Origin of the sequence: Thiohalocapsa halophila, from assembly GCF_016583825.1 — a bacterium.
GTDB lineage: Bacteria > Pseudomonadota > Gammaproteobacteria > Chromatiales > Chromatiaceae > Thiohalocapsa > Thiohalocapsa halophila.
On sequence record NZ_NRRV01000071.1, the window covers coordinates 1 to 26,848 of the forward strand.

A 26,848-nucleotide genomic window follows, 5' to 3' on the forward strand; every position below is an offset into this window, starting at 1 on the left:
GAGCAGTGGGTCGAGAACAACATCGGGCTTTCCATGCTCGCGCGACGGCGGCGGGCCTTCAGGCCTGACACGAAAACTGCATGAACGGATTGGGCGTCAGACACGGTAAAGTGAACAACCTACCCCGGGGCCACCCGTAAGCTGGTGGACTGCGCTTCGCTTGTCCACCCTGCGACTGCCCGCGTGGTTGGATTTGTAATCGCGGCCGCCTCGTCGACCAAGGCGACATGCCCGTGATGAAGGGCCTGATCGAGCGCGGCACCCGCGGCAACCCGACATCCGAGGCCGCCCGTGCAAGGCTCAAGGAGCTCCACGCCGTGCTCAAGCAGCGCAAGGCCGAGCGCAGCGAGGCGGACACCGACGACGCTGCCTTGGAGAAGGCCGCCGCCGACGAGGCCGAGGCGGAGCGGGTGCGCCAGTCCCTGGAGACGCCGGAGGCGCCGGACGCCGACAAGCCGCCGCTGATGAGCGTCAAGGAGCGCGAGCAGTACCTGAACCTGCGAAGCCGAGCCCAGTTCAGCCCCTATTTCATGCACCATCGCGCCAAGGCGGAGGAGCACACCCGCGCCATCGCCGAGATCGGCCGGCGCATGGAGCAGCACCGCGCGCGGCGCGCCGCCGGGGTGGCCAAGGTCGACGGCGGTGCGGATGTGAAGCCCATCGCGCTGGATGACCCCAATGCGCCGCGACCCGAAGATCCGGTGTTGGCCCAAGACCCCTGCGACATCGTGGTGGTCTCCGGCCTGCCGCGCTCCGGCACCTCGATGATGATGCAGATGCTCCAAGCCGGCGGCATCAGCCCCCTCACCGACGGCGAGCGCGCCGCCGACGACGACAACCCCAAGGGCTACTACGAGTACGAGCCGGCCAAGCGGCTGATGACGGACCGTACCTGGCTGCCCGCGGCGGACGGCAAGGCGGTGAAGGTCATCGCCCAGCTGCTGCCGTACTTACCCCCGAAGCCACACCGGTTCAAGGTCATCTTCATGGAGCGCGATCTCGACGAGGTGGCCGCGTCACAGGCCAGGATGCTCGCGAACCTGGACAAGCAGGGCGCCCGGCTGCCCGAGGACAAGATGAAGCAGAACTATGCCCAGCAGATTGCCGCGCTGAAGCGGCTGCTCGGCCAGCACGGCAGTGTCACCACCCTGTGGCTGGACCATGCCGCGGTGCTGGCGGCACCCGCGAAGCTGGCGCGGCGTGTGGCGCTCTTCCTCGGCCCCATGGGCGGGCCGAGCCGCGACCGGCCGCTCGACGAGCAGGCGATGGCCGCGGTGGTGGAGCCGAGCCTGCACCGACAGCGCGTGGCAGGGGCTTCCAGCCGCGACGGCCTCGATGGATGCGCCGGCGGGGATTCGCGCGGCTGAAGCCGTTTGCAGGTGCGGCGGGGGCGGGTCCGCCGGCTCGCGCTGCGACGATCGCGGCTGGAAGCCGCTCGCACGGCGTCCTCAGCTCATGTAGGCCAGCGCCTCGGCTCCCGGGTTGGGTAGGCCCGCGGTGCGCCAGGCGGCCCGGCAGGTGCCGAAGAGCTGCTTGACCCGCGCCTTGTGCATGCTCTGCTCGTGGCAGAGCTGCTTCACCGGGGGCAGGGCGCCGTAGCTCAGGAAGTGCTCGCGCAGGTAGTAGACGACGGCCATGTGCTCTTCGGTGAGGGTGCCGCGGCCGTCGCGCGCGGTCACCAGGCAGGCGAAGGTCTCGGTCCACAGGTGCGGGTCGGTGATGAAGCCGTCCTCGTCCACGGGCAGGGGCTCGTGAATGGAGTGGAAGCGGGGTTTGGTCTGCGGCTGGGCGGCGAGCGGGGACATAGCGGCTCTCCGGGGGTCCATCGGCATTTGCATAAATTCTGTTGATAGCGTGATCAACAGATGATCCTTTGGAGAGTAGCACCCGCTCCGCCCGGGTCAATCGGGACACCCCGGGAAGACCGAGTGCCATGCTGGGATATTGTCCTGGATCAATGTTCGCAGCGCTTCGGGGCGGCTACAGCCGGTGCGTCTCCAGCCAGGTCTGCACCGCCCGCCGGGTCATGGCGCTCACCGGGTGGTTGCCGGCGCGCAGCAGCTCGCCGACCTGCCAGCGCCCGCCGGGCCAGCGCAATCATGAGCAGGAAAGCGTTGCCTGGTGGCTTCGCTGCGCTGGGACTGCGAGCGCCACCGAACAGCCTCACCATAGTGTCTTCACCGCTTCGCTCTCGCGCAGCCGCTCATCAATCGTCATCAGGTCGGCACCGTTCGCGACCGCGGTGGCGGCGATCAAACGATCAGCGGGGTCGCCCTGGGGCAGGTCAAGCTCGGTCGAGGCCAGCGCAATCTCCGGAGTGATCGGCAGCACCCGCACGCCTCGGGCGTTCAGCGCGAGCCGGCAGAAGCTTGCGCTGTCCGTGCCCGGATCGAGGCGTCCCTTGCGCACAAGCATCGCTATCTCCCAGAGGCTGATGTCGGCGCAGGCCAAGGTCCCTTCCGCCTCGCCGCGGCCGAGCGCCTCGCGCGCGGCCGCGCTCAGACGTTCTGGTGTCAGTGCGTCGAAGATGAGCGCACAGGTGTCGAGCAGGATCACCCCTCGGCCTCCCAGGGCTCACCGGCTGGGCTTACCACATCACCGACGCGGGCCCGCCCGCGCAGGACCGCAAGCTGCTGCTTTGCCGCCGCCCGTTGGTCCTGTGCCGCCGAGAGGCGGGCGATGACCCTTCCTCGCCGGGTGACCAGGATCTCCTCCCCCGACTCCGCTCGCGCCAGGTACTCAGGTAGGTGGTTGCGCAGCTCACTGACGTTGATCTCCTGCATGATCTCCCACCTCAATTTGTACAAATGATTTGTACGTATTCTAGTCCCGAACACCGCCGACGCGGTACTGTGCAACAGCGATACTCCGAAAAGCTCAGAGCATGTGAGTCTCCAGCCAGGTCTGCACCGCCCGCCGGGTCATGGCGCTCACCGGGTGGTTGCCGGCGCGCAGCAGCTCGCCGACCTGCCAGCGCCCGCCGGGCCAGCGCACCAGGGACAGCGTGGCCCGCTGCGGGGCCAGCACCCGGTAGATGTAGGTATCGCCGCCGGCGACGCGCTCGGCATAGCCGGCGACGCAGTTGTGCTGCCGGCGCCCTTCCTCCACCAGGGCCTGCGGCGCGCGCAGGGGCACGATCTGGTCGGTGCCCGGCACCGGGGGCGGCGGGAAGCGGCAGGCCTGGAGTCGGCCGTCCTCCAGGCGGGTGTAATCCCGCGCCAGGTCCTGGTACAGCGCGTCCAGGCGCCGGCGCTCGCGAAAGCGCCGGCGCGAGATGTCCACCCCCAGGGCGTCGGCCATCTGCTGAATATCCGCGAGCCGGCGGGCGGTGAACGGAAAGTAGGCCTCCTGCGGCTCGGCCACGATGGCCTCGAACAGCACCGGCGTGGCCAGGGCCCGCAGCTGCGGGTCCAGCAGCAGGGTCAGGGCGCCCAGGTTCAGTGCCGACAGGTGGCCCATGACCTGCAAAGCCGCTTCGTCCGCGAGCAGCCGCTTCAACCCGCTGGCCAGATCCCGGCTCATGGACGCAGGGCGGATCTTGCCCATGGCTTTCACGGCGCGCTTGCTGTCCGGCAGGCCGAGGGCGGCCATGATCTCCGCCTGCTTGAGGCCCTTGAGGCGGTCCAGGCGCTGGTCGCGCTCGGGTCGACTGCCGGCCAGCGATTGCCGGAAGGCCAGCGCCAGGCAGTAGCCGAGTGCCGGGTTGGTGTCGAACAGGTCGCCGCGCTCTCCCAGCGCCCGCAGCAGCCGCAGCAGGGGGAGGTGATCGCCGCGGAAGGGCTCGATGCGTCGGGCGACGGGCTTCGGGCAGCTGAAGCGGAAGGCGTCGAAGGCGCGCTTGCGTCGCTGCGCGGGCGTGAGCCGCGGGCGCGAGGCGGGCAGCGGCGGGGCGTCTGGCGGCAGCACCAGGTCCAGCGCCAGCTGCTGCGGCGCGTCCGCCGGGGTCGGCTTGGGCTTGGGCTTGCGCCTGGGCCGGTAGGGGCGAATCAGCGGATAGTCCGGCTCGAAGTCCAGCCAGCGGGCATTGCGGTCGTGCTTGCGCACTGCGGTGAGGTCCGGCCAGGCCTTGATGAGCTGTGTCTCCTCGACCTTGAAGACATAGAGCGTTTCCTGCTTGAAACGGGCGTCCAGGCGGTCGGCGGGCATGTCGGCGAGTTGCGGGTGGCTGGCCGGCTGCCCAGCATAGGCCGTGAGGGGCTCAGGGTGCGAGTCCGGGAGGACTGGCCGATGGGCATTGCTGCTATACCACGGCGGCGCCTTGCTCCGCCTGCTGGGGATTTGCGCTCCGGCGCGTCAGCAGAGGGCGTGGCTGCCCGACACTCCCACGCTGGAGAGACTGGGCAAGTATTCCTTGTCGTCGGCCCGCGCGCGGCTCGGGGTAGGTCGGGCCGACATCAGGAGGCCCGGCAATCAGGCGGTTACCGCAGCGCGGCGTCGGGCTTCGTTCATCAGCGCGGCCTACACGAGATGCTTGCCGAGCCTGTGGACCCTCGGAATGAGGGCGGCTCTAGGGCCGCAGGCCGCAGGCGGGCGACGCGCGCTGCCAGATCGCATCCAGCCCTTGCATCGAGAAGGCCGGCTCCAGTGGCAGGCCGTTGATCTCCACTCTGACCCGCACCGCTCGGCGCATGGCATCCACCAAGTCACGCAGCCCCGCCTGCTCCCCGCCGGCGGGCCGCGGGCGGAAGGTGACCCGGCGCTCGATGTCCGTCTCGATGATGGCCGCGGGGATCAGCGTGACGCTGCGCGCGGCCGGGCCATCCACAATCAGCTTTGCCCGCGCACGGAGCAGCTCCGGTTGGGTCAGCTCGGTGACGGTGATGGCGTTGACCCGCAGCGTCGCAAGCGGGTCGTCCCGCGCGATGGCGATCAACAGCAGCGGGTCCTGCTCGTCGACCGCGTGGTCGTAGCCGCCGGTGGTGAGCTCGCAGGGCTCGGCCGGGTGCGCGGGGATCGCGGCGGACCAGGCGCCTTCGTCGAAGCGCTGGGTGGCGGTGGCCGCGAGCGGCAGCCAGAGCGCGGCCAGCAGCGCCAGGACTACCGTCGCGCGGGCTGCCGTCGGCGACGGGCGTGCGGGTGTGGGCGGTGACAAGGCTTGGCTTGGACGCGGTTGATGCGGTCAATGCGGGCGCGAGCCTAACGCAAAGCGCGTTGGCCGGGGAAGGCTGTGGAGAGGACGCCGTGGCAGCCTCGCCCGCACTCGGCACTCGGCACTCGGCACCACGCACTGCGCACTTCCCCGTCAAAGCGCCTCGAGCCACTGTGCCATCCGCTCGATGCCGGCCATGCTGTCCGCGCAGTACTCGGCCAGGAAGCTTGCATCCGCCACCGCGCCATCGTCCAGCGACGCGGCGCCTGCCAGCGCCCGGGTGCCGTCGAAATTGACATAGGCGAGGCGCAGGCACAGCTCCGCCGGCGCGCGGCCGAAGTCGCTGCCTGGCAGCACGGCGACCCCGGTGTCCTCCAGCAGCCGCTCGCAGAGCAGCCGCGCGTCGTGGATGCCGCGGGCGGCGAGGCGCTCGCGGAAGGCGCTCAGGTCCGGGAACAGATAGAAGCCGCCCTCAGGGTCGTCCAGGTCGCAGCCGGCGGCGCGCAGCCGGGCGGCGACGGCGGGGCCTATCTGGCGCAAGACCCGGCGGGAGCGGGCGAGATACTCTGCCATGTCCGGCCCGCCGCTGAAGGCGGTGATGGCTGCGTGCTGGATGGGGGCGCTGACGCTGGTGTAGCTCTCGCTGGCCACCACGGCCATGGCATCCAGGATGCCCCGCAGCCCCGGCGGGAAGGTGAAGGTGCCGAGGCGCCAGCCGCCGGCCCCCGCCCATTTGCTCAAGCCCCCGGAGATAATGGTGCCCTCGGGGTACCAGCGGGCGATGGAGGCGTGGCGGCCTTGGTGGTGCACCTCGCCATAGATCTCGTCGGAGAGCACCACCAGGCCGTAGCGGCGGGCGACCCGGGCCAGGGCCAGGAGCTGCTCGGGGCTGTAGGTGACGCCGAGGGGATTGGACGGGTAGTTCAGGATCAGGATGCGCGGGCGGTCCGGGTCCGCGCGGCAGACGGCGTCCAGCGCCTCCGGCGTCAGGCGCCAGCCGTCCTCGCGGCGGGTGTCGATCCAGCGGTGCTGGCGCCCGGCGATGGCCGCCTGCGGCGCATAGGAGACCCAGCTGGGAGAGGGCACCAGCAGGTCGCCATAGAAGCAGAGCTGGAGGATGAACAGCAGCTCCTTGGACCCCGGGCCGATCAGCACGTCGTTGGCGCTGCGCTCGATGCCCTGGGCGCGGTGGTGATAGACCGCCACCGCCTCGCGCAGCGCATCCAGCCCGCGCACCGGCAGGTAGTCCTTCTGGTGGGCGTTGGCCTGGAGGGCTTCGACCACCGGCGGCGGCACCGGGAAGGGCGACTGGCCGAGCCCCATGCGGAACACCTTGCGGCCTTCGCGCTCCAGGCGGGTGCTGCGCTCGTTGATGGCGAGGGTTGAGGATTGTGACAGCCCGCGGATGTTCAGGCTGATGTGCACATGGGGCCGGACCGGCCGCTCGAGCGTATCCGGATCGGCGAGCGCCGGCGCTGCGGCCGGCGGGTACGGCTGGAGCTGGGGCGTAGTCTCGGGGCGACTGGCAACCTCTTCGACGACTTCGAGCGGGACGGCGCTCATTGCAGGGTGTCCTCGTGGTCTTTCTGATCCTGTTTGACGACTACAAGACCGGATGTTGAGCGCTGTGATTGCATGCAAGGCCCAATCTGGCAGCCGCGATTAGGGTTTTCCCTAGACGAGCATGCAAAGGGCATGCCGTGCGACCGATACCGACCGCAGAACCTGCTGCGCGGGATCATTGCATTCTGTGCCCACGGGACAAAAGGTGCAGGCACGGGGAGACGACACGGGTCAGCCCGGCGACGTACGGCGACGTACCGGCGCACCCAGGCGGTGCGCACCGAGTCATTTTGCGCCACTTTGGCGCAGGCGCACAGTGCGGACAAGGCGGATGGAAAAGCGGCATCATGCGGGCCTCGTGCTCGCGTCGGGGTGGAGCCTGCCCATGCACAGCAGTGATTCAAGCAGCCTGCGGCGCCGAAGGTCGAAGCGGCCATCGCGCGGCGCGACCGGCGAGCCGCCGGCGACCATGGACGAGCCCGCATGAGCGACACCGCGCAAGCCGGTCGCCGCTTCGGCCTCATCGTCATCGGCGACGAGATCCTCACGGGACAGCGCGGCGACAAGCACCTGCCGGCCTTCAAGGACATGCTGGCGGCCCGCGGTCACGGCCTCGCCTGGTGCTGGATCCTGCCGGACGAGCCCGAGCTGCTGACCCGGCAGTTAGCCGCCTCCATGGCGCAAGGGCTGTCCGTGTTCTGCTGCGGCGGCATCGGTGCGACGCCGGACGACCACACCCGGGCCTGTGCGGCGGCGGCCGCCGGCGTTGGGCTGGAGCGCCATCCGCAGGCGCTCACCCTCATCGAGGAACGCTTCGGCGCCGAGGCCCATCCGCACCGGGTGCTGATGGCCGATCTGCCGGCGGGCGCGCAGCTGATCCCGAACCCGGTGAATCAGATCCCCGGCTTCATGCTGCGCGAGCACTGGTTCCTGCCGGGCTTCCCGCGCATGGCCTGGCCCATGGCGGCGTGGGTGTTGGAGACGCAGTATCCGGCCGCGACCCCGCCCCACGAGGCCGCGCTTGCGGTGCATGACGCGCCAGAAAGCCGTTTGATCCCGCTGATGCGCCGGCTCGACGGCGCCTTCCCCGGCCTCAAGCACTTCAGCCTGCCGCACATCGGCGACGACCCGCAGGATCGCTACGTGCTGCTCGGCTTCCGCGGCCACGGCGACCTGGCGGCCGCCATGGCGGCGCTGCGCGACGCGCTGGATGCGGAAGGCATCGCCTATGGCCCGCCGCCCGAGACCAAGTAGGTCGGCGCTGAGCGACAGCGAAGCCCGACGCCGGCGACGCTCCTGCGCCATCGCCCCGGAGCCCGACGCCGGCGTCTTGGCCGTTTGATGAACGGTCGCTGCCGCGCAACGAGCCGTGCCGGTGGCCGCCGGCCGCCGCTGCGGCAACGGCTGTTGCCCGCCCCACCACGACCCCTGGTTAGAATTGCGGGCACCTCTGTGTGCCGAGCATCCGCATGTCCAGTGATCCAGCAGCAGGCGCCGCAGCCGGGGCCCCGGCCCGCCGTATCCTCGTGCTCTTCGCCCACCCGTCGCTGACCCGTTCCGAGGCCAATAGGCCGCTGCTCACGGCGGCCCGGGCGCTGGACGGCGTCACCTGCGTCGACCTGTACGCCGAGTATCCGGCCTTCGAGATCGACATCGACCGCGAGCAGCAGCGCCTGCGCGCGCACGACGTGATCTGCTTCCAGCACCCGCTGTACTGGTACTCCACGCCGGCCATCCTCAAGGAGTGGCAGGACCTGGTGCTGGAGCACGGCTTCGCCTACGGCGCCGGCGGCACGGCCCTGCACGGCAAGGTATTCTTCTGCGCCTGCACCGCCGGCGGCCCGGAGGCGGCCTACTGCGCCGAGGGCTACAACCACTTCACCATTCGCGAGCTGCTCCAGCCCCTGGAGCAGACAGCCTATCTCTGCGGCATGACCTATCTGCCGCCCTTCGCGCTCTTCGGCGCCCGCACGGCGGTGCAGGAAGGGCGCATCGACGCCCACGTGGCGGATTGGGTGCGCCTGCTCACCGCGCTGCGGGACGGCACGCTCGATATCGCCCGGGCGGAGCCGCTGCCGCGGCTCAACGCCGATTTGGACGCCCTGCTCGCCGGCACCGATCCGACGGCGGCCTGCCCCGTGGAGGACGGTGCGTGAGCGGGGTGCTGTTTCAAGTCTTTGTCTACCTCTGCGCCGCGGTGGTGGCGGTGCCGGTGGCCAAGCGCCTGGGGCTCGGCTCGGTGCTGGGGTATCTGATCGCCGGTATCGCCATCGGCCCGGTGCTCGGCATCGTCGGCGCCGAGACAGAGCAGCTGCAGCACTTCGCCGAGTTCGGCGTGGTGCTGATGCTCTTTCTGGTGGGGCTGGAGCTGAAGCCGCAGCTATTGTGGCAGATGCGTGCGCGCTTGCTGGGCTTGGGCGGCCTGCAGGTGCTCGCCTCCGCCGGCGCCATTGCGGCCCTGGGCTGGCTGCTGCTGGGGCACTGGCAGACGGCGGTGGCGGTGGGGCTGCTGCTGGCGCTGTCGTCCACCGCCATCGTGCTGCAAACACTCACCGAGAAGGGCCTGATGGCCACCGACGGCGGGCGTGCCGGCTTCTCGGTGCTGCTGTTCCAGGATGTCGCCGTGATCCCGATGCTGGCGCTGATTCCGGTGCTGGCGGTGCCGGAGCTCTCGGAGATCGCCCGGCACGCGGCGGGCGAGGCCGGACACGGGGCGTCCGGGCAGGCAGCGGGGCACGGCGGGCCCGGGGCGGGTGCGGGCTTGAGCCTGGTGGACGGCCTGTCCGGCTGGGCCTATGCCGGGGTCGTCCTCGGCGCCGTGGCCGCCGTGGTGCTGGGCGGGCATTTTCTCACCCGGCCGCTGTTTCGGTTTATCGCCAGCTCGCGCTTGCGCGAGACCTTCACCGCCGCGGCGCTGCTGCTGGTGGTGGGCATTGCGTTGTTGATGACGCTGGTGGACCTGTCGCCTGCGCTCGGCACCTTCCTGGCCGGCGTGGTGCTGGCGGACAGCGAGTTCCGCCACGAGCTGGAATCCGATATCGAGCCCTTCAAAGGTCTGCTGCTGGGGCTCTTTTTCATCACCGTCGGCGCCGGCATCGACTTTGGCGTGCTCTTCGGGCAGCTGTTCACCGTGCTGGCGCTCACCGTCGGCGTCATGGCCATCAAGGGCGGCATCCTGTTCGGTCTTGGGCGGCTCTTTCGGCTGCGCGCGGCCGATCATTGGCTGTTCACGCTGTCGCTGGCGCAGGCCGGGGAGTTCGGCTTCGTGCTGCTGGCCTTCTCTACGCAGAATGCCGTGATCCCGCCGGAGCTGGGCAAGCTGCTGTCGCTGGTCATCGCGCTGTCCATGCTGCTGACGCCGGTGCTCTTCATCGGCTACGACCGCCTGGTGCTGCCGCGGCTGCGCAGCGCGCCGGACCAGCCGCCGGATACCATCGACGAGCAGGGTGCGGTCATCATCGCCGGCGCCGGGCGCTTCGGCCAGGTGGTCAACCGGCTGCTGATGGCCGCCGGTGTGCGCACCGTAGTGCTGGACCACGAGGCGGCCAACGTGGAGCGCATGCGCCAGATCGGTATCCGCAGCTTCTTCGGCGACGCCTCCCGTCCGGACCTGCTGCAGGCCGCCGGTATCGAGCGGGCGGCGGCCTTCGTCGTCGCCATCGACGACCGCGACCGCGCCGTGGACTTGGCTGAATACCTGAAACGGGAGTACCCGGATCTGTGCATCGTCGCCCGCGCCTTCGACGTGGACCATCTCTACCTGCTGCGCACCGCTGGCGCCGATGTGGCGCTGCGCGAGGTCTTCGATACGTCGCTGGAAGCCGGTGCCGCGACCCTGCGGGCAGTGGGCCAGCACCCCTTCGAGGTGGAGAAGCTCAAGCGCGCCTTCCGCCGCCACGACCTCGATACCCTGAACGAGCTCTACGAGCTCTGGGACCACGACCTGGAATTCTCCAAGAACCGGGCGCTGCTGGAGCGCGTGCGCGCCCGCACGGCGGCTGAGCTGGAGATCACCGCCGCCGACCGCAGCCGACTGCACGACCGCACCGAGCGCGGTTGGACGCCGCCGCCGAAGGGGTACACCAAGGAGCTGGATGTCTAATTCGGGGACGGTATACCGAATTAATTCGGGTACTCATTCGGGGACGTGATACAGAACGGGCATTCGGCGTCGATCTCTCGGGCTCGCGCGCGTTGAGTCCGCAGGCGGCCTGCAGTGCGTCGCTTCCCGCCCGACGTCGTCTCGACCGCTTCAACGCAGGCCGCGCGTCGCCGAGCGCAGCAGCTTCTCCGGCTCGATCTCGCCGCTCCAGCGATACGGAATCGGCACCACGCCGGCGACGGTGACGGTGCCCGCAATGCGATAGCCGATGGGCTCGCGCCTGAGCGCCAGCCTCGGCAGCAGACCCAGCGCCTTGGCGGCATCGGCGACCACCGTCACCTCCACTGGCGCCTCGCCAAAGGCCGGGATCTGCTTGTCCAGCTCGCCGCCGCCCTCGGCGATTTGGGTACCCTCCAGCGACAGCTTGTAGGTCATGGCCTTGATGGGGAGCATGCGGTCATTGGGATTCCTGAGGCTCAGCCTGACCCGAAGCGTTTGCTGGTCCAGCGCGATGCGCTCGGGCGTGATGGACGTGACTTGCACCTCGGGCGGCAGCCAGTCGCGCGTCAGGCTGGCGCAGGCGGTGAGCAGCAGCGCCCAGAGCAGAGCAGCGACGATGGCTCCAGTGCGGCGGGTTGGTCTGGACATGGTGTACGTGGCCTTCGAAGCGGCGACGGCTTCAGCGCCGTTGGCCGCATTCTATGCTGCGTTGGGCCGCTGCCGTTCGCCGCCCGATCTGCGGGGACTTGCCTTCACCCTCGCAGACCCGAAGTCTCCGGCCATGAACATGCGAGATCCCTTGTCCAAACGCGCCGGCGGCTGGCTGCACCGCCTCATCGCGCCGGCGCTGCTCCTGTCAATCTGCGCTGCCCCCACTGCCCTTATGGCTACCGAAGAGCCCAGCCATCGTGTCGTCGAGACCTATCCCGAGCTCGAGCTGCGCCGATACGCGCCGCACCTGGTGGCGGAGACGGTGGTGGATGCCGGCTTCGACAAGGCCGGCAACCGCGCCTTCGGCATCCTAGCGGACTACATCTTTGGCAAGAACCGGGGCGAGACGAAGATCGAGATGACGGCGCCGGTGACGCAGCAGCCGGCGGGCGCCGGCGAGGCCAGCGGGCAGACGCAGGGGCAGAAGATCGAGATGACGGCACCCGTCACCCAGCGGCCGGCGGATAGCGGTTCCAGCGCGTCGGCGGTGGGCGCGGAGCGCTATGTGGTGAGCTTCGTGATGCCGCAACGCTTCACCATGGAGACGCTGCCGGAGCCCATCGACCCGCGAGTGGAGCTGCGCCGCGAGCCGGAGCGGCTCATGGCCGTGCGTCGCTATTCCGGGCGCTGGACCAAAGAGAATTATCGGGAGGAGGAGCGCAAGCTGCTGGAAGCCGTGCGCGAGCGGGGCTACGAGCCCATCGGTGCGCCTGTCTATGCCCGCTACAACTCGCCCTTCTCGCTGTGGTTCATGCGCCGCAACGAGGTGATGGTGGAGGTGCGCGAGCGCGAGTGATACGCCGCCACGGCGTCGGTGAATTTCGCTGCGGCCGGCTGTGGGAGCGGCGTCTCGCCGCGACGGCTGCTGGCAGTGGCTCTGGAAGTCGTCGCGGCAAGGATGCCGCTCCCACGGGTGGCGCTCTGGCTGTGGGAGCGGCGTCTCGCCGCGACGGGTGCTGGCTCATGGCTCTGGAAGTCGTCGCGGCAAGGATGCCGCTCCCACGGGGCACCGCGGGCTGTGGGAGCGGCGTCCTCGCCGCGATGGCTACTGGCTGTGGCCCTGGAAGTCGTCGCGGTAGGGATGCCGCTCCCACGGGTAGCAGTGGTTGTGGGAGCGGCGTCTCGCCGCGACGGGTGCTGGCTGTGGCGCTGGAAGACGTCGCGGCAGGGATGCCGCTCGCACGGGTGGCCAGCGGCTGTGGGAGCGGCGTCTCGCCGCGATGGCTGCTGGCTTATGGCTCTGGAGGTCGTCGCGCCAGAGAGGCCACTGCACAGGGTGAGGCGGCCTTTTGCCCCTCGGCGTCAGGTGCCAGGGTGGGCCGCGCTCGGCCCGCAGACGGCGCAGGCCGGGTCCGCCGGTATTCGCAGGCTGCGCCACTCCATGGTCAGCGCGTCCAGCAGCAGTAGGCGGCCGAACAGGGGCTCGCCGAGACGGGCAAGAATCTTGATAGCCTCGGCCGCCTGCATGCTGCCGATGATGCCCGTGAGCGGCGCCAGCACGCCCTCGCGGGCGCAGGTCTCGCCGCCGTCGCCGAGGTCCGGATACAGGCAGCGGTAGCAGGGCTCGCCGGGCCGGCCGGAGAAGCAGGCGATCTGCCCCTCGCTGCGGATGGCGGCGCCCGACACCAGTGGAATGCCGGCGGCGACGCAGGCGGCGTTGACGGCATCGCGCGTCGCGAAGTTGTCACTGCAGTCACAGACCAGGTCCACGCGACGCGCCAGCTCGCCGAGCCGGGCGGCGTTGAGCGCGCCCTTGACCGGCACCAGGGACACCTCCGGGTTCAGCGCATGTAAGGCTGCCGTGGCCGAGTCGACCTTGGTCGCGCCGACGCGGCTGGTCGTATGCAGGATCTGCCGCTGGAGGTTGGAGAGGTCGACGGCATCGAAGTCGGCGAGCAGCAGCTCACCGACGCCGCTCGCCGCGAGATACATCGCCACCGGCGAGCCCAGCCCGCCCAGGCCGACGATGAGGACCCGTGACGCCAGCAAGCGCTGCTGACCCGCTTCATCGAAGCCCGACAACAACAAGTGCCGCGAGTACCGCTCCCGCTCGGCGTCCGTGAGCGCACGCGAGGGCTGCGCGTCACGTACGCCCTCGCCCCTAGCCCCTAGGCCCTTCTTCAAAGATACCGCCGCCAATGCTCCGGGCGCTGGTCGCGGCAGCCGTGCTCGAGCGTTTTGTAACGCTTGGCGAAGACGCGCTTGGTGCAGTTGCTGTCGCGCTTGAATCCGGCGTTCTCGCGGAAGGTGTCTTCGGTGTAGTAGTAGAGACCCCGGCGCAGGCGAAAGAGTAGGCCGTTGTCCAGGTGCAGGCCCAGCTCGTCCAAAGCGTCTTCCAGCTCCTGGAGGCAGGTGCGGGTCAGGTCATAGCTGATGTTGAGCAAAATGGGCGTTTGCGGCTCGGCGGCGAGCACGCCGTCCACCGCGGCGAGGAAGTCCGCTGCGGTGCGGGCGTCGTTGCGCTCCGGGTGCAGATCGCGGAAGTTGATCTGCCGGTGCTTGATGCGATCTGACTCAGGAATGTCCATGAGAAAAGTATGCTAACGGCGTTGTGGCCGGTGTCAATCGGCCGGTGGCTGGTCAGCAGGATGGACGGTGGGCGCCTGTGGCGCGCTCGAGGCCTGCCAGGTCCCGACGCGTGACGATAGCGCACCAGCCGCCCGCGCGCAGCATTGCGCGCACCTCGGCCCCCTGCTGCCAGCCGTGCTCGAGCAGGAGCAGGCCGCCGGGTCGCAGCGCCGCCGCGGCCTGCGGAGCGATTGCGCGGGTGGCAGCGAGGCCGTCGACACCCGCCGCCAGCGCCTGACAGGGCTCGAAGCGGACGTCGCCCTGGCGCAGGTGCGGGTCGCCGGCGCGGACATAGGGCGGATTGGCTACTACCAGATCGAGGCTGTGTGGGGCAAAGCCGGCGAGCCAGTCGCCACGCAGCAGGTGTAGGTTGGCGGCGTCCAGCCTGCGGGTGTTGGCGGCGGCCACGTCGAGTGCCGCGATGTCTCGCTCCACCGCATACAGCGTCCAATTGGGCCTCGCGGCGGCCAGGGCCAGGGCGATGGCGCCGCTGCCGGTGCCGAGATCGGTGCCCTGCAGGGGGGCCGCCGCCGGCAACGCCGCCAATGCCCAGTCCACCAGCAGCTCCGTCTCCGGGCGGGGGATCAGCGCGCCGGCCGCGCTGTGCAGGGTCAGCACATGAAAGTCACGGCGGCCGAGGATGTAGGCCATGGGCTCGCCTTCGAGCCGGCGCGCCAAGAGCGCATCGAAGGCGGTTTGCTCGGTCGCCGTCAGCGGCTGCTCCGGATGCGCGAAGAGCGCGGTGCGCGGCAGGGCGGTTGCCTCGCACAGCAGCAGCTCCGCCTCCAGCCGCGCCGCCGGCTGGCCGGCTTGCGCGAGGCTTGCAGCGGCGTCGCGCAGCGCCTGTGCCAGACTCGTCTGGGAGGAGCGGGACACGGGTTCCTCTGGGTGGCGGCGGGGTCGCGCGCTGACCCGCTGGGGTCAAAGTGGCCTCACCGTGGGCGAAGGCGCGGGCCCGAGCGGGATCGCGGGCTTCAGTCGCTCATGCGTCGCTCATGAGGGCCGCCAGCTCGTCGGCCTGTTGCTCATGGCGCAGCGGCTCGACGACCTGGTCCAGCTGACCCAGCATGATCTCGTCGAGCTTGTAGAGCGTGAGGTTGATGCGGTGATCCGTGAGTCGGTTCTGGGGGAAGTTGTAGGTGCGGATGCGCTCGGAGCGGTCGCCGCTGCCTACCTGCAGCCGGCGGGACTCGGTGCGCTCGGCCACCTGGGAGGCGACTGCGTCGGACAGTAGCTTGGCCTGCAGCAGCGCCAGCGCCCGGGCGCGGTTCTTGTGCTGGGAGCGCTCGTCCTGGCACTCGACCACGATGCCCGTGGGCAGGTGGGTGATGCGCACGGCCGAGTCCGTCTTGTTGACGTGCTGGCCGCCGGCCCCGGAGGCGCGGTAGGTGTCCACCCGCAGGTCGTTGCTGTCGACGGCGACTTCGTCCACGGCCTCGGCCTCCGGCAGGATGGCGACGGTGCAGGCGGAGGTGTGCACCCGCCCCTGGGACTCGGTCTCCGGCACCCGCTGCACACGGTGGGCGCCGGATTCGAACTTGAGGCGGGCGTAGACGCCGTGGCCCGCGATGCGCACGACGACTTCTTTGTAGCCGCCGAGCTCGCCCTCGCTGGCGCTGACGATCTCATGGCGCCAGCCTTGGGACTCCGCGTAGCGCAGATACATGCGCAGCAGATCCGCGGCGAAGAGGGCGGCCTCGGCCCCACCGGTGCCGGCGCGGATTTCCAGATAGACATTGCGCTGGTCGTTCGGGTCTGGCGGCACCAGCAGGCGCAGCAGCTCGGGCTCGAGCGCCTCGCGCCTGGCCTCGGCGTCGGCGAGCTCGTCCGCGGCCAGGTCCTTCATTTCCGGATCGGACAGCAGCTCGCCCGCGCTGGCGATGGCCGCCTCGGCCTCGCGATAGGCGCCGAGGCGCGCCACCAGCGGCTCCAGCTGGGCATACTCGCGGCTCAGGTCCCGAAAGCGTGCCTGATCGTTTTGGGTGTCCGGGTCGGCGAGCAGCGCCGTGACCTCAGCGTGGCGCTCGGCGAGCTGCTCGAGCTTGCCCCGAAGGGATGGGTTCATGCAGTGGCTTGCGTGCTGTGGCGCGGGTGCTGGTGGCGCGGCTTAGGCTGTTCGGGGACGGCTACTCGGCGGCAGACGCCGGGCTCAGCGGCTGCCGTCGTTCTCGATCTTGAGCTGGAACAGCTCGTTGGCGGCCTCCAGCAGCTCGTTGCGGCCCTCGCGGCCGGCGCGGCGCAGGCGCACACTCGGGTTGTGCAGCAGCTTGTTGGTGAGCAGATGCGCGAGCTGGCAGACCACCTCGTCCGGCGGCTTGCCGGCGGCGAGCTGGCGCTGGGCCCGCTCCACCAGGCTGTCGCGGGTGTACTGGGCGCGGGAGCGGTAGTCCTGGATCAAAGACACCGCATCTAGCGAGCGCACCCAGGCCATGAACTCTTCGGTGTGCAGGTCGATGATCTCCGCGGCCTGCTCGGCGGCCTGCTGGCGCGAGCGCATGCCCTGGTCCACCACGCCTTGGAGGTCGTCCACGGTGTAGAGGTAGACATCGCGCAGCTCCCGGACCTCTGGCTCGATATCCCGGGGTACCGCGATGTCCACCATGAACACCGGACGGTGGCGGCGCTTCTTCAGCGCGCGCTCCACGGTGCCTTTGCCGAGCACCGGCAGCGGACTGGCGGTGGAGGAGACGACGATGTCGGCCTCCGGCAGGTGGTTGGAGAGCTCCGTCAGCGCGATGGCATAACCGTCGAACTGCTGGGCGACGCCGTGGGCGCGCTCGACGGTGCGGTTGGCGACGATGATGCGCCCGATGCCGTGCTGATGCAGGTGGCGGGCGGCGAGCTCGATGGTCTCGCCGGCGCCGATGAGCAGGGCCGTCTGCCGGCTGAGATCGCTGAAGATCTGCCGCGCCAGGCTCACGGCGGCGAAGGCCACGGACACCGGGCTGGAGCCGATGGCGGTGTCCGTGCGCACCTGCTTGGCGACGGAGAAGGTGTGCTGGAAGAGCTTGCCGAGCATGCGCCCGGTGCCGCCGGCGGCATTGGCGGTCTGGAACGCCTGCTTCACCTGGCCCAGGATCTGCGGCTCGCCGAGCACCATGGAGTCCAGCCCGCTGGCCACCTTGAGCAGGTGGCGCACGGCATCGCGGTCCTGGTAGTGGTACAGGTGCTGCGCGAACAGCTGCGGCTCCAGGCCGTGGAACTCGCCCAGCCAATTGCGCAGCACGGCGTCACCGCCGCTGCCATCCAGCGCGCAATACACCTCCATGCGGTTGCAGGTGGAGAGGATGAGCGCCTCGTCGGCGGGGGTTTGCTCGGTGATGCTGCGCAGTGCACCAACGATGACATCGGGCCCGAAGGTGAGGCGCTCACGGGTATCCACCGGCGCCGTCTTGTGGTTCAAGCCGAGGGTCAATATCGTCATGGTCTCGGTTCGGCCGTTGTTCTCGTGGCTGTGTGCTGCGGCTCGGTTGCCCCCGGCGGGGGTCGCCGAAGCAGCGTTTCCGTTGTCGTGGTCCCGGGCACGGGAGACCCCATCTGCCCCTGAGTCCGCCGTGATAGTTTCGCCTACTCGGTGGGCCCGAGCAGGGGAGTCAAGCAGGCGCCATGGCTGCGGCGCGTAGCCGAAGGTCGCCAGCGGCTGCTGGCGATGCGCAGACCGCGCCGAGCCCCGCGCCGAGCTCCGCCGGCTGGTTTTGCCCGTCGCGGACACCAGTCTTACATAGGTGGCACCCGCTTGCGCCTATGGCGCAGGAACTGCCCTAGTATACTGCCATCAAACTCAAGCACCGCTGATCGCGGTCAACAGCCTCGGGGAAGCCGCACGCTCATGACCCCATACGCCAGACTCGCCGTCCTGTGGCTCGCCGCAAGCCTGCCAGGCTTTGTCGCTGCCGACAGCCCTGCGCCGGCCGCAGACACCTCTAAGCCCGCGGCAGCCGCAGCCAGCGCCCCTGCGGCCACCGACGCCGCCACCGACACCGAGGCCGTCGCTGACGCGCCGTCCGAGCTGACTGCGGATCTGATCTATTCGGTATTGGTGGGGGAGGTTGCCGCGCAGCGCTCGGCTGAGGAGATGGCCTTCACCCACTATCTGCACGCGGCGCGGCTGGCGCAGGACCCGGAGCTGGCCGCCCTGGCCGCACGTGCGGCGCTCGGCCTCGGCGATACCGAGGCCGGCCAGCGGGCCGTGGATTTGTGGCAAGCGCTCGACCCCGAGTCGCTGAAGGCGCGGCAGATCGCCGCCTATGTGCAGATCGAGGCCGAGGACCGCGACGCGACGCTGGCGGCCCTGCGTGAGCTGGTACGCCTGACGCCGGCGGATCAGCAGCCCTACATGCAAGCGGCGCAACTGCTCGCGCGCATCGAGAATGTCGAGGAGCGCTTGGATTTGATGCGCGCGCTGATCGTGGACGCCGTCGACAACGCCGATGCCCAGTTCGCGTTGGCGACCCTCGCCGCCGCCGCGGACGACACGGCGCTCGCCCGCGAGGCCGCGGGCCGCGCCGTGGAGCTGCGCCCGGAGTGGACGGAGCCCCGCTTGTTCCAGGTGCAGCTGCTGGTCACCGCCGGCGAGCGCGAGGCCGCTGCCGGGCTGTTGGACAGCTTTCTCGCCGAGTCCGACGATGACAAGGAGCTGCAATTGCTGCGGGCGCAACTGCATATCGACGCCGAGGAGTATCAGCCGGCGCTGGCGCTGTTCGACACCTTGCTGGCACAGGACCCGAAGCAGCCGGACGTTCTCTTCACCGCTGCGGTGTTGGCGCTGGAGGTGGATGCGCTGGAGCAAGCGCGGGGTTATTTGACCCAGCTCGACGAGCTGAACCGTCGCCAGGACGATGTGGCTTTCTTGTTCGGTCAGCTCGAGGAGCGTGCCGGCAATCCGGATGCCGCACTCGGCTGGTACGCCAGGGTGGACGGTCCCAATGCCACCGATGCGGCGGTGCGGATCGCCCGCCTGCACGCCGCCGACGGCGACCTGAGCCGTGCCCGCGACATGCTCCAGCAGCTGCGCGACAAGCTGCCTGACGACACTGCGACCCTCTACCTCATCGAGGGGGAGATGTTGCGTCAGCACGATGCCGAGCAGCAGGCGCTGTCGGTCTACGACCAGGCGCTGGCCGCGCAGCCCGACAACCCGGATCTGCGCTATGCTCGTGCCATGACGGCGGTCGGAATGGACCGCGTCGAGCTGCTGGAGTCGGATCTTCGCCATATCATTGCGCAGGATCCCGAGCATGCAGATGCCTTGAATGCCCTCGGCTATACTCTGGCCGACCGCACCGACCGGCTGGAAGAGGCCCGCTCGCTCATCGAGCGTGCGCTGGCGCTGAAGCCGGACGAGCCCGCCATCAAGGACAGCATGGGCTGGGTGCTCTACCGTATGGGGAATCCCGCCGCCGCAGAGCCTTACCTGCGAGATGCCCTGGAGTCGGTGTTCGACCCGGAGATCGCGGCCCACCTGGGCGAGGTGCTTTGGGCCATGGGGCGCAAGGACGAGGCGCGCGAGATTTGGGACCGGGCGCTGGAGGCGGATCCGGATCACGAGTACCTGCTGCGCATTCTCGGCAAGCATCGCTACAGCCAGACGCCCAACTGACGGCATTCGAGCACGCCTGCCGAGGGATTCCCTCCCCCCAACGACGACGCGAGCCGCATATCCAGAGCATGCCGCAGATCGTCCCGCGCCCCGATGCCGATGGCGCCTGGCTGGCCCCCGCGAAGCTGAACCTCATGCTGCGGGTGCTCGGCCGACGGGCGGACGGGTATCACAGCCTGCAGACTGTTTTCCAGTTTCTCGACCGGGCCGATCGGCTCTACTTTACGCCAAGGTCGGACGGGCGCGTCCTGCGCGGACGCGGCTGTGCCGAGATTGCCCCTGAGCAGGACCTGGTGGTGCGCGCCGCCATGGCCCTGCGGGCGGCCACCGGCTCTGGTGCCGGCGTCGAGATCGCAGTGGAAAAGGTGCTCCCCATGGGCGGCGGCCTGGGCGGGGGCAGCTCGGATGCAGCGACCGCGCTGCATGCGCTCAATCAGCTTTGGGGTCTCGGCCTGGAGGTCGAGCGCCTGGCCGAGATCGGCCTCGCGCTCGGGGCGGACGTGCCGGTGTTTGTGCGCGGACAGGCCTGCTGGGCGGAAGGCGTCGGCGAGGAAATGACGCCGGTGGCGCTGCCGGAGCCCTGGTACGTCGTGCTGATACCGCCGGAGAGCGTCTCCACGGCGGCGGTCTTCAACGATCCTGAATTGACACGGGATTCTCTGCCGATCACAATGGTGGACTTTATTGCGGGTGAGCGCCCGAACGACTGCCTGCGTGTGGTCGCCAAACGGTATCCCACCGTCGCAGCGGCATTCGATTGGCTCGCCGCCATGGAGGTGAAGCCGCAGCTGACCGGGACCGGAGGCTGTGTCTTCGCCACCCTGGAGTCGGCCGAGACTGCGCAAGCCGTCGCGGGGCGCGCGCCAAGGCAGTATCGAGCCTTCGCCGCCCGCGGACACAATCGCTCGCCACTGTTCGCTTGGCAGTGACGAGGCGCGTCCTGACGGCTCCGGCAGGGCCCGGCTTGCTGCCCGTCGCTGACACCCGCTGAAGCCTTTGGGGCGTCGCCAAGCGGTAAGGCACTGGGTTTTGATCCCAGCATTCCCAGGTTCGAATCCTGGCGCCCCAGCCATCCGCCCCAGCCATCATTGAACCGATCTTGCAGAGCACGCCGTGCGCTCAGACCTGAGTCCAACGCCGCGTCCCGAGGCCGAGTCCACGCCCGCATCCGGGAGCACGCCCGGCATAGCCGAGCGCCTGCGCAGTAGAGCCTTGCCCGACAGCCAGCTGATGGTCTTCACCGGGAACGCGAACCCGGACCTCGCTGCCGAGATCACGGCGCATCTGAGCCTGCCGCTCGGAAAAGCCGTGGTTGGACAATTCAGCGACGGCGAGGTGATGACGGAGATCCAGGAGAACGTGCGCGGCCGCGACGTCTTCGTCGTGCAGCCTACCTGTGCGCCGACGAACGACAACCTGATGGAGCTGCTGGTGATGATCGATGCCCTGCGCTGGGCGTCGGCGAAGCGCATCACCGCCGTGATCCCTTACTTCGGCTACGCCCGCCAGGACCGTCGCCCCCGCTCGGCGCGCGTCCCGATCACGGCCCGCTTGGTGGCCAAGATGATCGGCACAGCCGGCGCCGACCGGGTGCTGACCGTGGACCTGCACGCCGATCAGATCCAGGGCTTCTTCGACATCCCGGTGGACAATGTTTACGCCTCACCGGTTCTGCTCGGCGACATCTGGAAGCAAAAGTATCCCGGGCTGATGGTGGTCTCGCCCGACGTCGGCGGCGTCGTTCGGGCACGCGCGGTGGCCAAGCGGCTCGACGACGCCGAGCTCGCCATCATCGACAAGCGCCGCCCTAAGCCCAACGAAGCGAAGATCATGAACATCATCGGCGATGTGCGCGATCGCTGCTGTGTGCTCATCGACGACTTGGTGGATACCGCCGGTACCCTGTGCCAGGCCGCCGGCGCCTTGAAGGAGAACGGCGCCGCGATGGTAGCGGCCTATTGCACCCACCCGGTGCTCTCCGGGCCGGCCGTGGACAACATCGTCGCCTCGAAGTTGGATGAGCTGGTGGTGACCAATACCATCCCGCTGAGCGCCGACGCGGCGGCCTGCCCCAAGATCCGTCAGCTCAGCATTGGTGAGCTCCTGGCTGAGACCATGCGACGGGTCTCCGATGAAGAGTCGGTGAGCTCGCTCTTCGTGGACTGAGGTCAACCCGCGGGCTGTTGGCTCAGCCCGCTGCTCGAGCCAATCATCGGGTCCCCGGGCGCGCCGTCGCTCGGGGCCGAAGCGGGCCGTTGCCTGGTGCGACGGCATGGGGCGCCGTCAACCTGGTCGCGGGTGGCGGCGCCGATTTGTGTGGAGACAAGATAATGAGTGACACGTTCGAAGTCGTTGCCGAGCCGCGGACCGACGGGGGGAAGGGTGCGAGCCGCCGCCTGCGTCGTCAGGGTCTGGTGCCGGGCATCGTCTATGGCGGCCACCGCGACCCGCAGATGGTCTCGGTGCAGCACAGCGAGCTCTACCGCCAGCTCGACTACGAGGCCTTCTATTCCAGCCTGCTCGATCTGAAGCTGGAGGGCGAGACCGCGCAGGTGGTGCTCAAGGATCTACAGCGCCATCCCTCCAAGCCTTTCGTCATTCACGTGGACTTCCAGCGGGTCAGCGCCAAAGACAAACTGCGCATGAGCGTGCCGCTGCACTTCGAGAACGAGGATACCTCTGTCGGCGTCAAGGCGGGCGGGGCCGTTTCCCACAACCTGACCGAGGTCGAGATCACCTGCCTACCAAAGGATCTCCCGGAGTACATCGCCGTGGACATGGCACGGGTGGACATGGGCGACAGCATCCTGGTGTCCGACCTGAAGCTGCCCGAAGGCGTCGAGCTGACCTATGCCATGGAGCCGGACACCACGGTTGTGAGCATCTATGCGCCCTATGCCGGTGAGGAAACCGAGGGGGCCGAAGGCGAAGAAGGCGAAGGCGCCGGCGGCGACATTACACCGGAGTGAGCGCAACAGCGGTGATCCGCCCGACGCTGCGCGCTCGGGCCGGTCGCCGCTCCTGGTTTCCGCTCCCACTGCACGCCCTGGGCCCTCTCCGCGGTCCTGCACGCCGGCTGTCCCGCCGCAGTCACGCCACCGAGGCACGACCCATGTCCCAACCAGGCATCCGGCTCGTCATCGGGCTGGGCAATCCCGGGCCGGACTACGCGCTGACCCGGCACAACGCCGGCTTCTGGCTCGTGGACAAGCTGGTGGAGGCCTATCATGGGCAGCTCCGTGCCGAGGCCAAGTTCCACGGACTCATGGCGCGGGTCTCTGTCGGCGGGCATGACCTGCGCTTGCTCAAGCCCACTACCTACATGAATCACAGCGGCCGGTCCGTAGCGGCCGTCGCCCGCTACTTCGATATCGCCGTCGAGCAGATCCTCATCGCCTACGATGAGCTGGACCTGCCACCGGGCCGCGCCAAGCTCAAGCACGGCGGCGGCCACGCCGGGCACAACGGCATGCGCGACAGTATCGCCGCACTCGGCAGCCGTGACTTCTGGCGCCTTCGCATGGGTATCGGCCATCCAGGCGACAAGACGCGCGTTATCGGCTATGTCCTGGGTCGTCCCTCGCAGGCGGATGCGGCGGCGATCCTCGACGTCGCCGACGATGCGGTGCGCGCGATGCCGGACCTCGTGGAGGGGCGCTTCCAGCTCGCGATGAACCGTTTGCACGCCGTGCCGTCGACGCCGTGACCCAAGGCTGAGCCGACCCGCCCATCCAATGGCGGCGGCTCCTCTCCCGCGCGCTTGGGAAGGCAAGACGGCGCCTCGGCGCCGCCAATGAAAAGGCCGCCAGAGGGCGGCCGGTTGTCCCGCTTGGCGCCCAGCGGGCGCCGTCTACGCCTCAGTCGAAGAGCCAGGCGAAGTTGACGCCGAGCTCGTACTGCGACATGCGGATCTCGGGCGCTTGGGTGCCGGTAAAGGCGCCGGGGCCGTCGACGGAGTTCTCGGGGGCATACATCCCCCAGAAGCTAAGCTCGAAGTCGTCGCGCAGCAGATAACTGCCGCCGATGGTCCAGTGCTCCTCGATCACCGCCGGTGCCAGGGTATTGAAGGCGACTTGGCTGCCGTCGATGGGGTTGTCGCCATAGCTGTAGCCGGCGCGCAGGGTCAGCTGGTCGTTGACCGCATATTGCACGCCCAGCTTGACGACGGTCATGTCGTCCCAGCCGAAGCCCGCGCCTTTGGAGCCGCCGAGGCAATAGCGGGCGTCGTAGGTGGCGCCGGGGGCGCTGGGCATGCCGAAGGCGGCATTGAGGTCGCAGCGGGTCGCGAGGTCGTTGTCATTGGCCACCGCGTCCACGTCGCCGTACCAGATTTGCTGCACGTCCAGTGCGAAGGTCAGATCGGGTGTCGCCCGGAAGGCGGCGCCGATGGTGCCCACGGCCGGGATGTCGAAGTCTCCGCCTTCGGCGAACAAGTCCGAGTACTTGTCAAACTTCTCCATGTAAATCTTGGTCCGGTAGGACAGTCCCAGCGTGAGCTGTGAGGTGACATCCCAAAGACCGCCGACCTGGAACCCGTAGCCCCAGGCGGAATCCTTGCCGTTGTCCGAGAGGCTGTCGGGTGATACAGCTCGGGTCGTGCCGCTTTGCAGCATGCTCTCTGTGAAGGTCTGGGTGAATCCCTGGAAGGCGCCGACGCCTTTGATCTCGATGCTCTGATAACCGAGGAGGAAGCTCGCGCCGAGGGAGATGTTGTCGGCGACGTCTCTTGCATAGCCGATGGAGACGCCGAGCTGCTCCAGGTTCACACCCGCATCACCGCCGCCGATCCGGTTCGTCCCCGGAATCTGCGAGTTCGGCAGCGACGCGCGGGGGTCCGGCGGCTGGTAGTTCGGCGGGTTCGCGATCGGGTTATTGCCACCGAAAGTGCCGAGATTGAACAGGGTGTCTCGACTGCGATAGTCGGTGTTCATGCCGCCGTTGGCGAACAGGGCGATGCCGACGGCACTGACGTCGTCGATGGGGTGGACGTAGCCCAGACCCGGAATCAGGAAGTCTGTGTTCTCGCTGTCCACGTCGCCCTGACCCGTAGGCGGTGCACCGATGGGCGCCAGTGCGCCGGTGAGCGGATCGGGCGACAAGCCGCTGTATTCGCGAAGCGGGCTGAACCAGGCGAGACCGGCGTCCGCACGGCGACCGACGCGGGTCAGGCCGGCCGGATTGCCGACGATGGAGAGGCTGTCCTGGGGTAGGGCCGCTTCGCCGGCGCCGGCCATGCCCTTGGCGGTCGGTGAATAGGCATGGGACATGTAGCCGTTGGTCGCCATCGCGGATGATGCGCCGACGCAACATGCAACGGCGACTGCCGCGCTCAGACTTCGCAGTGTCATGGTCGCTCCTCGTTTGTGGTGTGTTATCCGCCGTCGAGCTTGAGTTGATCAGCGCAAGACGGACGGCCCCTAACCCGACGGGGGATGTTGTAAATGATTAATGTCGGTTGCATTAATGTCAAACATGCAGCTGACTAATGGTTGACTTATCCGGGCGAATGTTGCCGCGGCGCAACGTTGCAGCAATTTTCTGGCTGCCTGTGGGTGTATCGCGCCCCTGACTGTTGCCGGGCGTGCGTGCCCGCGCGCGACGGTTTCGATGCCGACGGGGCACGCTCGGCCTGGGTGAGGACCTGCCGTGATGAGGGCCGAAGGACGGTGCGCGTATCAGGCGGGTGGACCGCGGCGCCGGGCCGGGTCACTCGGGCGGCATCGGGCTGCGGCCGATGGAGACATAGGTCATGCCGGCGGCGGTGACCTGGGAATGGTCGAGGATGTTGCGTCCATCGAAAACGACCGGGTGGCGCAGGCGCTGGCGCACGGCGTCGAAATCCGGGCTGCGGAACTGGGTCCATTCCGTGAGGATGGCCAGGGCGTCTGCGCCTTCCAGGGCGGTGAGCAGGTCGTCCGTCAAGGTGAGGTCCGAGCGCTCGCCGTAGATGCGACGCGTCTCGCCCATGGCTACGGGATCGAAGGCGCGCACGCTGGCGCCGGCCTCCCAGAGCTGCTCCATGAGCCGGCGGCTGGAGGCTTCGCGCATGTCATCGGTGTTCGGCTTGAAGGCCAGGCCCCAGAGGGCGACGACCTTGCCCTCGAGGGCGCCGCCGAAGTAGTCCGAGATCTTGCGAAACAGCAGGTCCTTCTGGCGAAAATTGACCGCCTCGACCGCTTGCAGCAGCTCCGCACTGTAGCCGACGGCGGTGGCCGTGCGCTCCAGGGCCCGCACGTCCTTCGGAAAACAGGAGCCGCCGTAGCCGCAGCCGGGATAGATGAACTGATAGCCGATGCGGGGGTCGGAGCCGATGCCCACGCGCACCTGCTCGATGTCCGCGCCCACCGCCTCGGCGATGTTGGACAGCTCGTTCATGAAGCTGATCTTCGTGGCGAGGATCGCGTTCGCCGCGTACTTGGTGAGCTCCGCGGAGCGCACGTCCATGACCATCAGCCGGTCGTGGCTGCGGTTGAAGGGGGCGTAGAGCGCCCGCAGCAGTTCGCCGGTGCGCGGGTTATCGGTGCCGACGATCACCCGATCCGGGCGCATGAAGTCCTCGATCGCCGCGCCCTCCTTCAAGAACTCCGGGTTCGAGACCACGTCGAGCTCGATATTCACGCCGCGGGCGGCCTGGGCTTCTCGGATACGCTCGGCAACGCGGTCCGCGGTGCCGACGGGCACCGTCGATTTGTCTACGACGATGCGATAAGTCTCCATGCACTCGCCGATGGTGGTCGCAACACTGAGGACGTGCTTGAGATCGGCCGAGCCGTCTTCGTCCGGCGGGGTGCCGACGGCGATGAATTGGAACAGGCCGTGGGCGACACCCTTGGCGAGGTCGGTGCTGAACGCAAGGCGGCCTGCTTGGGTGTTGCGGCGGATCATGTCTTCCAGGCCGGGCTCGAAAATCGGCACGGCGCCGGCGTTCAACATGTCGATTTTTTCTGCGTTCACGTCGACGCAGAGTACGTTGTTGCCGACCTCCGCCAGGCAAGCGCCGGTCACGAGGCCCACGTAGCCACTACCAAAGATTGTCACGTCCATCGGGATTTAAGACCTTCAGCTCGATGCAAATCGCGGGCGTCGGACGGCGCCAGCAAGCGAGCGCGCAAGTGTACCACCGGGCCCCGGGATCTTGGCCGTATCCAGCGGCGTGCGAGCCCGGTTTTCTGCCCGCGCATGCGGCCTCAGATGGCGGGCGCTGGCCACCCCCGGC

Annotated in this window: 24 protein-coding genes and 1 tRNA gene; 11 read left to right on the forward strand and 14 right to left on the reverse strand. The window is 68.8% G+C overall.

What is annotated here, in order from left to right:
* Positions 1–227: 227 nt before the first annotated feature.
* The gene (locus CKO31_RS21330; protein ID WP_200241215.1) at positions 228–1,367 is read left to right on the forward strand and encodes a sulfotransferase family protein; all 1,140 of its coding nucleotides are present in this window, start codon (positions 228–230) and stop codon (positions 1,365–1,367) included.
* An 81-nt stretch (positions 1,368–1,448) separates the two neighbouring features.
* Here CKO31_RS21330 and CKO31_RS21335 read toward each other — a convergent pair whose 3' ends face one another.
* From CKO31_RS21335 to CKO31_RS21360, 6 genes are all read right to left on the reverse strand, one after another.
* Positions 1,449–1,805: a TusE/DsrC/DsvC family sulfur relay protein gene (locus tag CKO31_RS21335; protein ID WP_200241223.1), complete on the reverse strand. Its 357-nt coding sequence runs from the start codon at positions 1,803–1,805 to the stop codon at positions 1,449–1,451.
* A 358-nt stretch (positions 1,806–2,163) separates the two neighbouring features.
* Entirely contained in the window at positions 2,164–2,556 is a 393-nt protein-coding gene (locus CKO31_RS21340; RefSeq protein ID WP_200241226.1) for a type II toxin-antitoxin system VapC family toxin, read from the reverse strand.
* Positions 2,553–2,783 carry a type II toxin-antitoxin system Phd/YefM family antitoxin gene (locus CKO31_RS21345; RefSeq protein ID WP_200241228.1) on the reverse strand — a complete coding sequence of 77 codons (231 nt, stop codon included), beginning with the start codon at positions 2,781–2,783 and terminating at the stop codon, positions 2,553–2,555. The genes CKO31_RS21340 and CKO31_RS21345 overlap by 4 nt, the downstream gene beginning before the upstream one ends.
* A gap of 94 nt (positions 2,784–2,877) precedes the next feature.
* Positions 2,878–4,146, reverse strand: coding sequence for a PcfJ domain-containing protein (locus CKO31_RS21350; protein WP_200241230.1), 1,269 nt, complete (start codon positions 4,144–4,146; stop codon positions 2,878–2,880).
* A gap of 361 nt (positions 4,147–4,507) precedes the next feature.
* Positions 4,508–5,092, reverse strand: coding sequence for a hypothetical protein (locus CKO31_RS21355; protein WP_200241231.1), 585 nt, complete (start codon positions 5,090–5,092; stop codon positions 4,508–4,510).
* Between the two features lie 150 nt (positions 5,093–5,242).
* Entirely contained in the window at positions 5,243–6,652 is a 1,410-nt protein-coding gene (locus tag CKO31_RS21360; protein WP_200241233.1) for a pyridoxal phosphate-dependent aminotransferase, read from the reverse strand.
* A 483-nt stretch (positions 6,653–7,135) separates the two neighbouring features.
* Here CKO31_RS21360 and CKO31_RS21365 point away from each other — a divergent pair, with 483 nt between their 5' ends.
* From CKO31_RS21365 to CKO31_RS21375, 3 genes are all read left to right on the forward strand, one after another.
* A complete protein-coding gene (locus CKO31_RS21365; protein ID WP_200241235.1) occupies positions 7,136–7,906 on the forward strand; it encodes a competence/damage-inducible protein A in 771 nt (256 codons plus the stop codon).
* A gap of 215 nt (positions 7,907–8,121) precedes the next feature.
* A complete protein-coding gene (locus tag CKO31_RS21370) occupies positions 8,122–8,808 on the forward strand; it encodes an NAD(P)H-dependent oxidoreductase (protein WP_200241237.1) in 687 nt (228 codons plus the stop codon).
* Positions 8,805–10,754: a cation:proton antiporter domain-containing protein gene (locus CKO31_RS21375; protein WP_200241239.1), complete on the forward strand. Its 1,950-nt coding sequence runs from the start codon at positions 8,805–8,807 to the stop codon at positions 10,752–10,754. The genes CKO31_RS21370 and CKO31_RS21375 overlap by 4 nt, the downstream gene beginning before the upstream one ends.
* Before the next feature lie 150 nt (positions 10,755–10,904).
* Here CKO31_RS21375 and CKO31_RS21380 read toward each other — a convergent pair whose 3' ends face one another.
* Entirely contained in the window at positions 10,905–11,402 is a 498-nt protein-coding gene (locus CKO31_RS21380) for an LEA/WHy family protein (protein WP_200241241.1), read from the reverse strand.
* A gap of 133 nt (positions 11,403–11,535) precedes the next feature.
* Between CKO31_RS21380 and CKO31_RS21385 the strand changes: the two genes are divergently transcribed.
* Positions 11,536–12,261: an SOUL family heme-binding protein gene (locus CKO31_RS21385; RefSeq protein ID WP_242475561.1), complete on the forward strand. Its 726-nt coding sequence runs from the start codon at positions 11,536–11,538 to the stop codon at positions 12,259–12,261.
* A gap of 506 nt (positions 12,262–12,767) precedes the next feature.
* Here CKO31_RS21385 and CKO31_RS21390 read toward each other — a convergent pair.
* The 5 genes from CKO31_RS21390 to hemA form a co-directional block, all read right to left on the reverse strand.
* On the reverse strand, positions 12,768–13,589 hold the full coding sequence (locus CKO31_RS21390) for a HesA/MoeB/ThiF family protein (protein WP_200241243.1): 822 nt from the start codon (positions 13,587–13,589) through the stop codon (positions 12,768–12,770).
* Positions 13,586–13,993 (reverse strand): hypothetical protein, encoded by a 408-nt coding sequence (locus CKO31_RS21395; protein WP_200241244.1) that lies wholly within the window; start codon positions 13,991–13,993, stop codon positions 13,586–13,588. Before CKO31_RS21395 ends, CKO31_RS21390 begins: the two co-directional genes overlap by 4 nt.
* A 52-nt stretch (positions 13,994–14,045) precedes the next feature.
* Positions 14,046–14,909 carry a peptide chain release factor N(5)-glutamine methyltransferase gene (gene prmC / locus CKO31_RS21400; RefSeq protein WP_200241245.1) on the reverse strand — a complete coding sequence of 288 codons (864 nt, stop codon included), beginning with the start codon at positions 14,907–14,909 and terminating at the stop codon, positions 14,046–14,048.
* Between the two features lie 106 nt (positions 14,910–15,015).
* Complete coding sequence (gene prfA / locus CKO31_RS21405; RefSeq protein ID WP_200241246.1) at positions 15,016–16,098, reverse strand: peptide chain release factor 1; 1,083 nt, start codon at positions 16,096–16,098, stop codon at positions 15,016–15,018.
* Between the two features lie 84 nt (positions 16,099–16,182).
* Entirely contained in the window at positions 16,183–17,457 is a 1,275-nt protein-coding gene (hemA, locus tag CKO31_RS21410; protein ID WP_200241247.1) for a glutamyl-tRNA reductase, read from the reverse strand.
* A gap of 405 nt (positions 17,458–17,862) precedes the next feature.
* On the opposite strand from hemA, the gene CKO31_RS21415 reads away from it, so the two are divergent.
* The 6 genes from CKO31_RS21415 to pth all read left to right on the forward strand — a co-directional run bounded on the left by CKO31_RS21415 (position 17,863) and on the right by pth (position 23,338).
* Entirely contained in the window at positions 17,863–19,632 is a 1,770-nt protein-coding gene (locus CKO31_RS21415; RefSeq protein ID WP_200241248.1) for a tetratricopeptide repeat protein, read from the forward strand.
* A gap of 68 nt (positions 19,633–19,700) precedes the next feature.
* A complete protein-coding gene (gene ispE, locus CKO31_RS21420) occupies positions 19,701–20,561 on the forward strand; it encodes a 4-(cytidine 5'-diphospho)-2-C-methyl-D-erythritol kinase (RefSeq protein WP_200241249.1) in 861 nt (286 codons plus the stop codon).
* A gap of 68 nt (positions 20,562–20,629) precedes the next feature.
* Positions 20,630–20,704, forward strand: a tRNA-Gln gene (locus CKO31_RS21425).
* 140 nt (positions 20,705–20,844) lie between these two features.
* A complete protein-coding gene (locus tag CKO31_RS21430) occupies positions 20,845–21,798 on the forward strand; it encodes a ribose-phosphate diphosphokinase (protein ID WP_200241251.1) in 954 nt (317 codons plus the stop codon).
* Positions 21,799–21,962: 164 nt separating this feature from the next.
* Positions 21,963–22,601 (forward strand): 50S ribosomal protein L25/general stress protein Ctc, encoded by a 639-nt coding sequence (locus CKO31_RS21435; RefSeq protein WP_200241254.1) that lies wholly within the window; start codon positions 21,963–21,965, stop codon positions 22,599–22,601.
* A 143-nt stretch (positions 22,602–22,744) separates the two neighbouring features.
* The gene (pth, locus tag CKO31_RS21440) at positions 22,745–23,338 is read left to right on the forward strand and encodes an aminoacyl-tRNA hydrolase (RefSeq protein WP_200241256.1); all 594 of its coding nucleotides are present in this window, start codon (positions 22,745–22,747) and stop codon (positions 23,336–23,338) included.
* Positions 23,339–23,489: 151 nt separating this feature from the next.
* On the opposite strand, the gene CKO31_RS21445 is transcribed toward pth, so the two are convergent.
* Entirely contained in the window at positions 23,490–24,980 is a 1,491-nt protein-coding gene (locus CKO31_RS21445) for an OmpP1/FadL family transporter (RefSeq protein WP_200241259.1), read from the reverse strand.
* Between the two features lie 358 nt (positions 24,981–25,338).
* Positions 25,339–26,676, reverse strand: coding sequence for a UDP-glucose dehydrogenase family protein (locus CKO31_RS21450; protein WP_200241261.1), 1,338 nt, complete (start codon positions 26,674–26,676; stop codon positions 25,339–25,341).
* Between the last annotated feature and the right edge of the window lie 172 nt (positions 26,677–26,848).

Coding starts and splice junctions, on each gene's coding strand:
- CKO31_RS21330 (WP_200241215.1), top strand. CDS start 228: ATGCCCGTGATGAAGGGCCTGATCGAGCGCGGCACCCGCGGCAACCCG.
- CKO31_RS21335 (WP_200241223.1), bottom strand. CDS start 1,805: ATGTCCCCGCTCGCCGCCCAGCCGCAGACCAAACCCCGCTTCCACTCC.
- CKO31_RS21345 (WP_200241228.1), bottom strand. CDS start 2,783: ATGCAGGAGATCAACGTCAGTGAGCTGCGCAACCACCTACCTGAGTAC.
- CKO31_RS21350 (WP_200241230.1), bottom strand. CDS start 4,146: ATGCCCGCCGACCGCCTGGACGCCCGTTTCAAGCAGGAAACGCTCTAT.
- CKO31_RS21360 (WP_200241233.1), bottom strand. CDS start 6,652: ATGAGCGCCGTCCCGCTCGAAGTCGTCGAAGAGGTTGCCAGTCGCCCC.
- CKO31_RS21365 (WP_200241235.1), top strand. CDS start 7,136: ATGAGCGACACCGCGCAAGCCGGTCGCCGCTTCGGCCTCATCGTCATC.
- CKO31_RS21370 (WP_200241237.1), top strand. CDS start 8,122: ATGTCCAGTGATCCAGCAGCAGGCGCCGCAGCCGGGGCCCCGGCCCGC.
- CKO31_RS21380 (WP_200241241.1), bottom strand. CDS start 11,402: ATGTCCAGACCAACCCGCCGCACTGGAGCCATCGTCGCTGCTCTGCTC.
- CKO31_RS21385 (WP_242475561.1), top strand. CDS start 11,536: ATGAACATGCGAGATCCCTTGTCCAAACGCGCCGGCGGCTGGCTGCAC.
- CKO31_RS21395 (WP_200241244.1), bottom strand. CDS start 13,993: ATGGACATTCCTGAGTCAGATCGCATCAAGCACCGGCAGATCAACTTC.
- prfA (WP_200241246.1), bottom strand. CDS start 16,098: ATGAACCCATCCCTTCGGGGCAAGCTCGAGCAGCTCGCCGAGCGCCAC.
- hemA (WP_200241247.1), bottom strand. CDS start 17,457: ATGACGATATTGACCCTCGGCTTGAACCACAAGACGGCGCCGGTGGAT.
- CKO31_RS21415 (WP_200241248.1), top strand. CDS start 17,863: ATGACCCCATACGCCAGACTCGCCGTCCTGTGGCTCGCCGCAAGCCTG.
- ispE (WP_200241249.1), top strand. CDS start 19,701: ATGCCGCAGATCGTCCCGCGCCCCGATGCCGATGGCGCCTGGCTGGCC.
- CKO31_RS21435 (WP_200241254.1), top strand. CDS start 21,963: ATGAGTGACACGTTCGAAGTCGTTGCCGAGCCGCGGACCGACGGGGGG.
- pth (WP_200241256.1), top strand. CDS start 22,745: ATGTCCCAACCAGGCATCCGGCTCGTCATCGGGCTGGGCAATCCCGGG.
- CKO31_RS21445 (WP_200241259.1), bottom strand. CDS start 24,980: ATGACACTGCGAAGTCTGAGCGCGGCAGTCGCCGTTGCATGTTGCGTC.
- CKO31_RS21450 (WP_200241261.1), bottom strand. CDS start 26,676: ATGGACGTGACAATCTTTGGTAGTGGCTACGTGGGCCTCGTGACCGGC.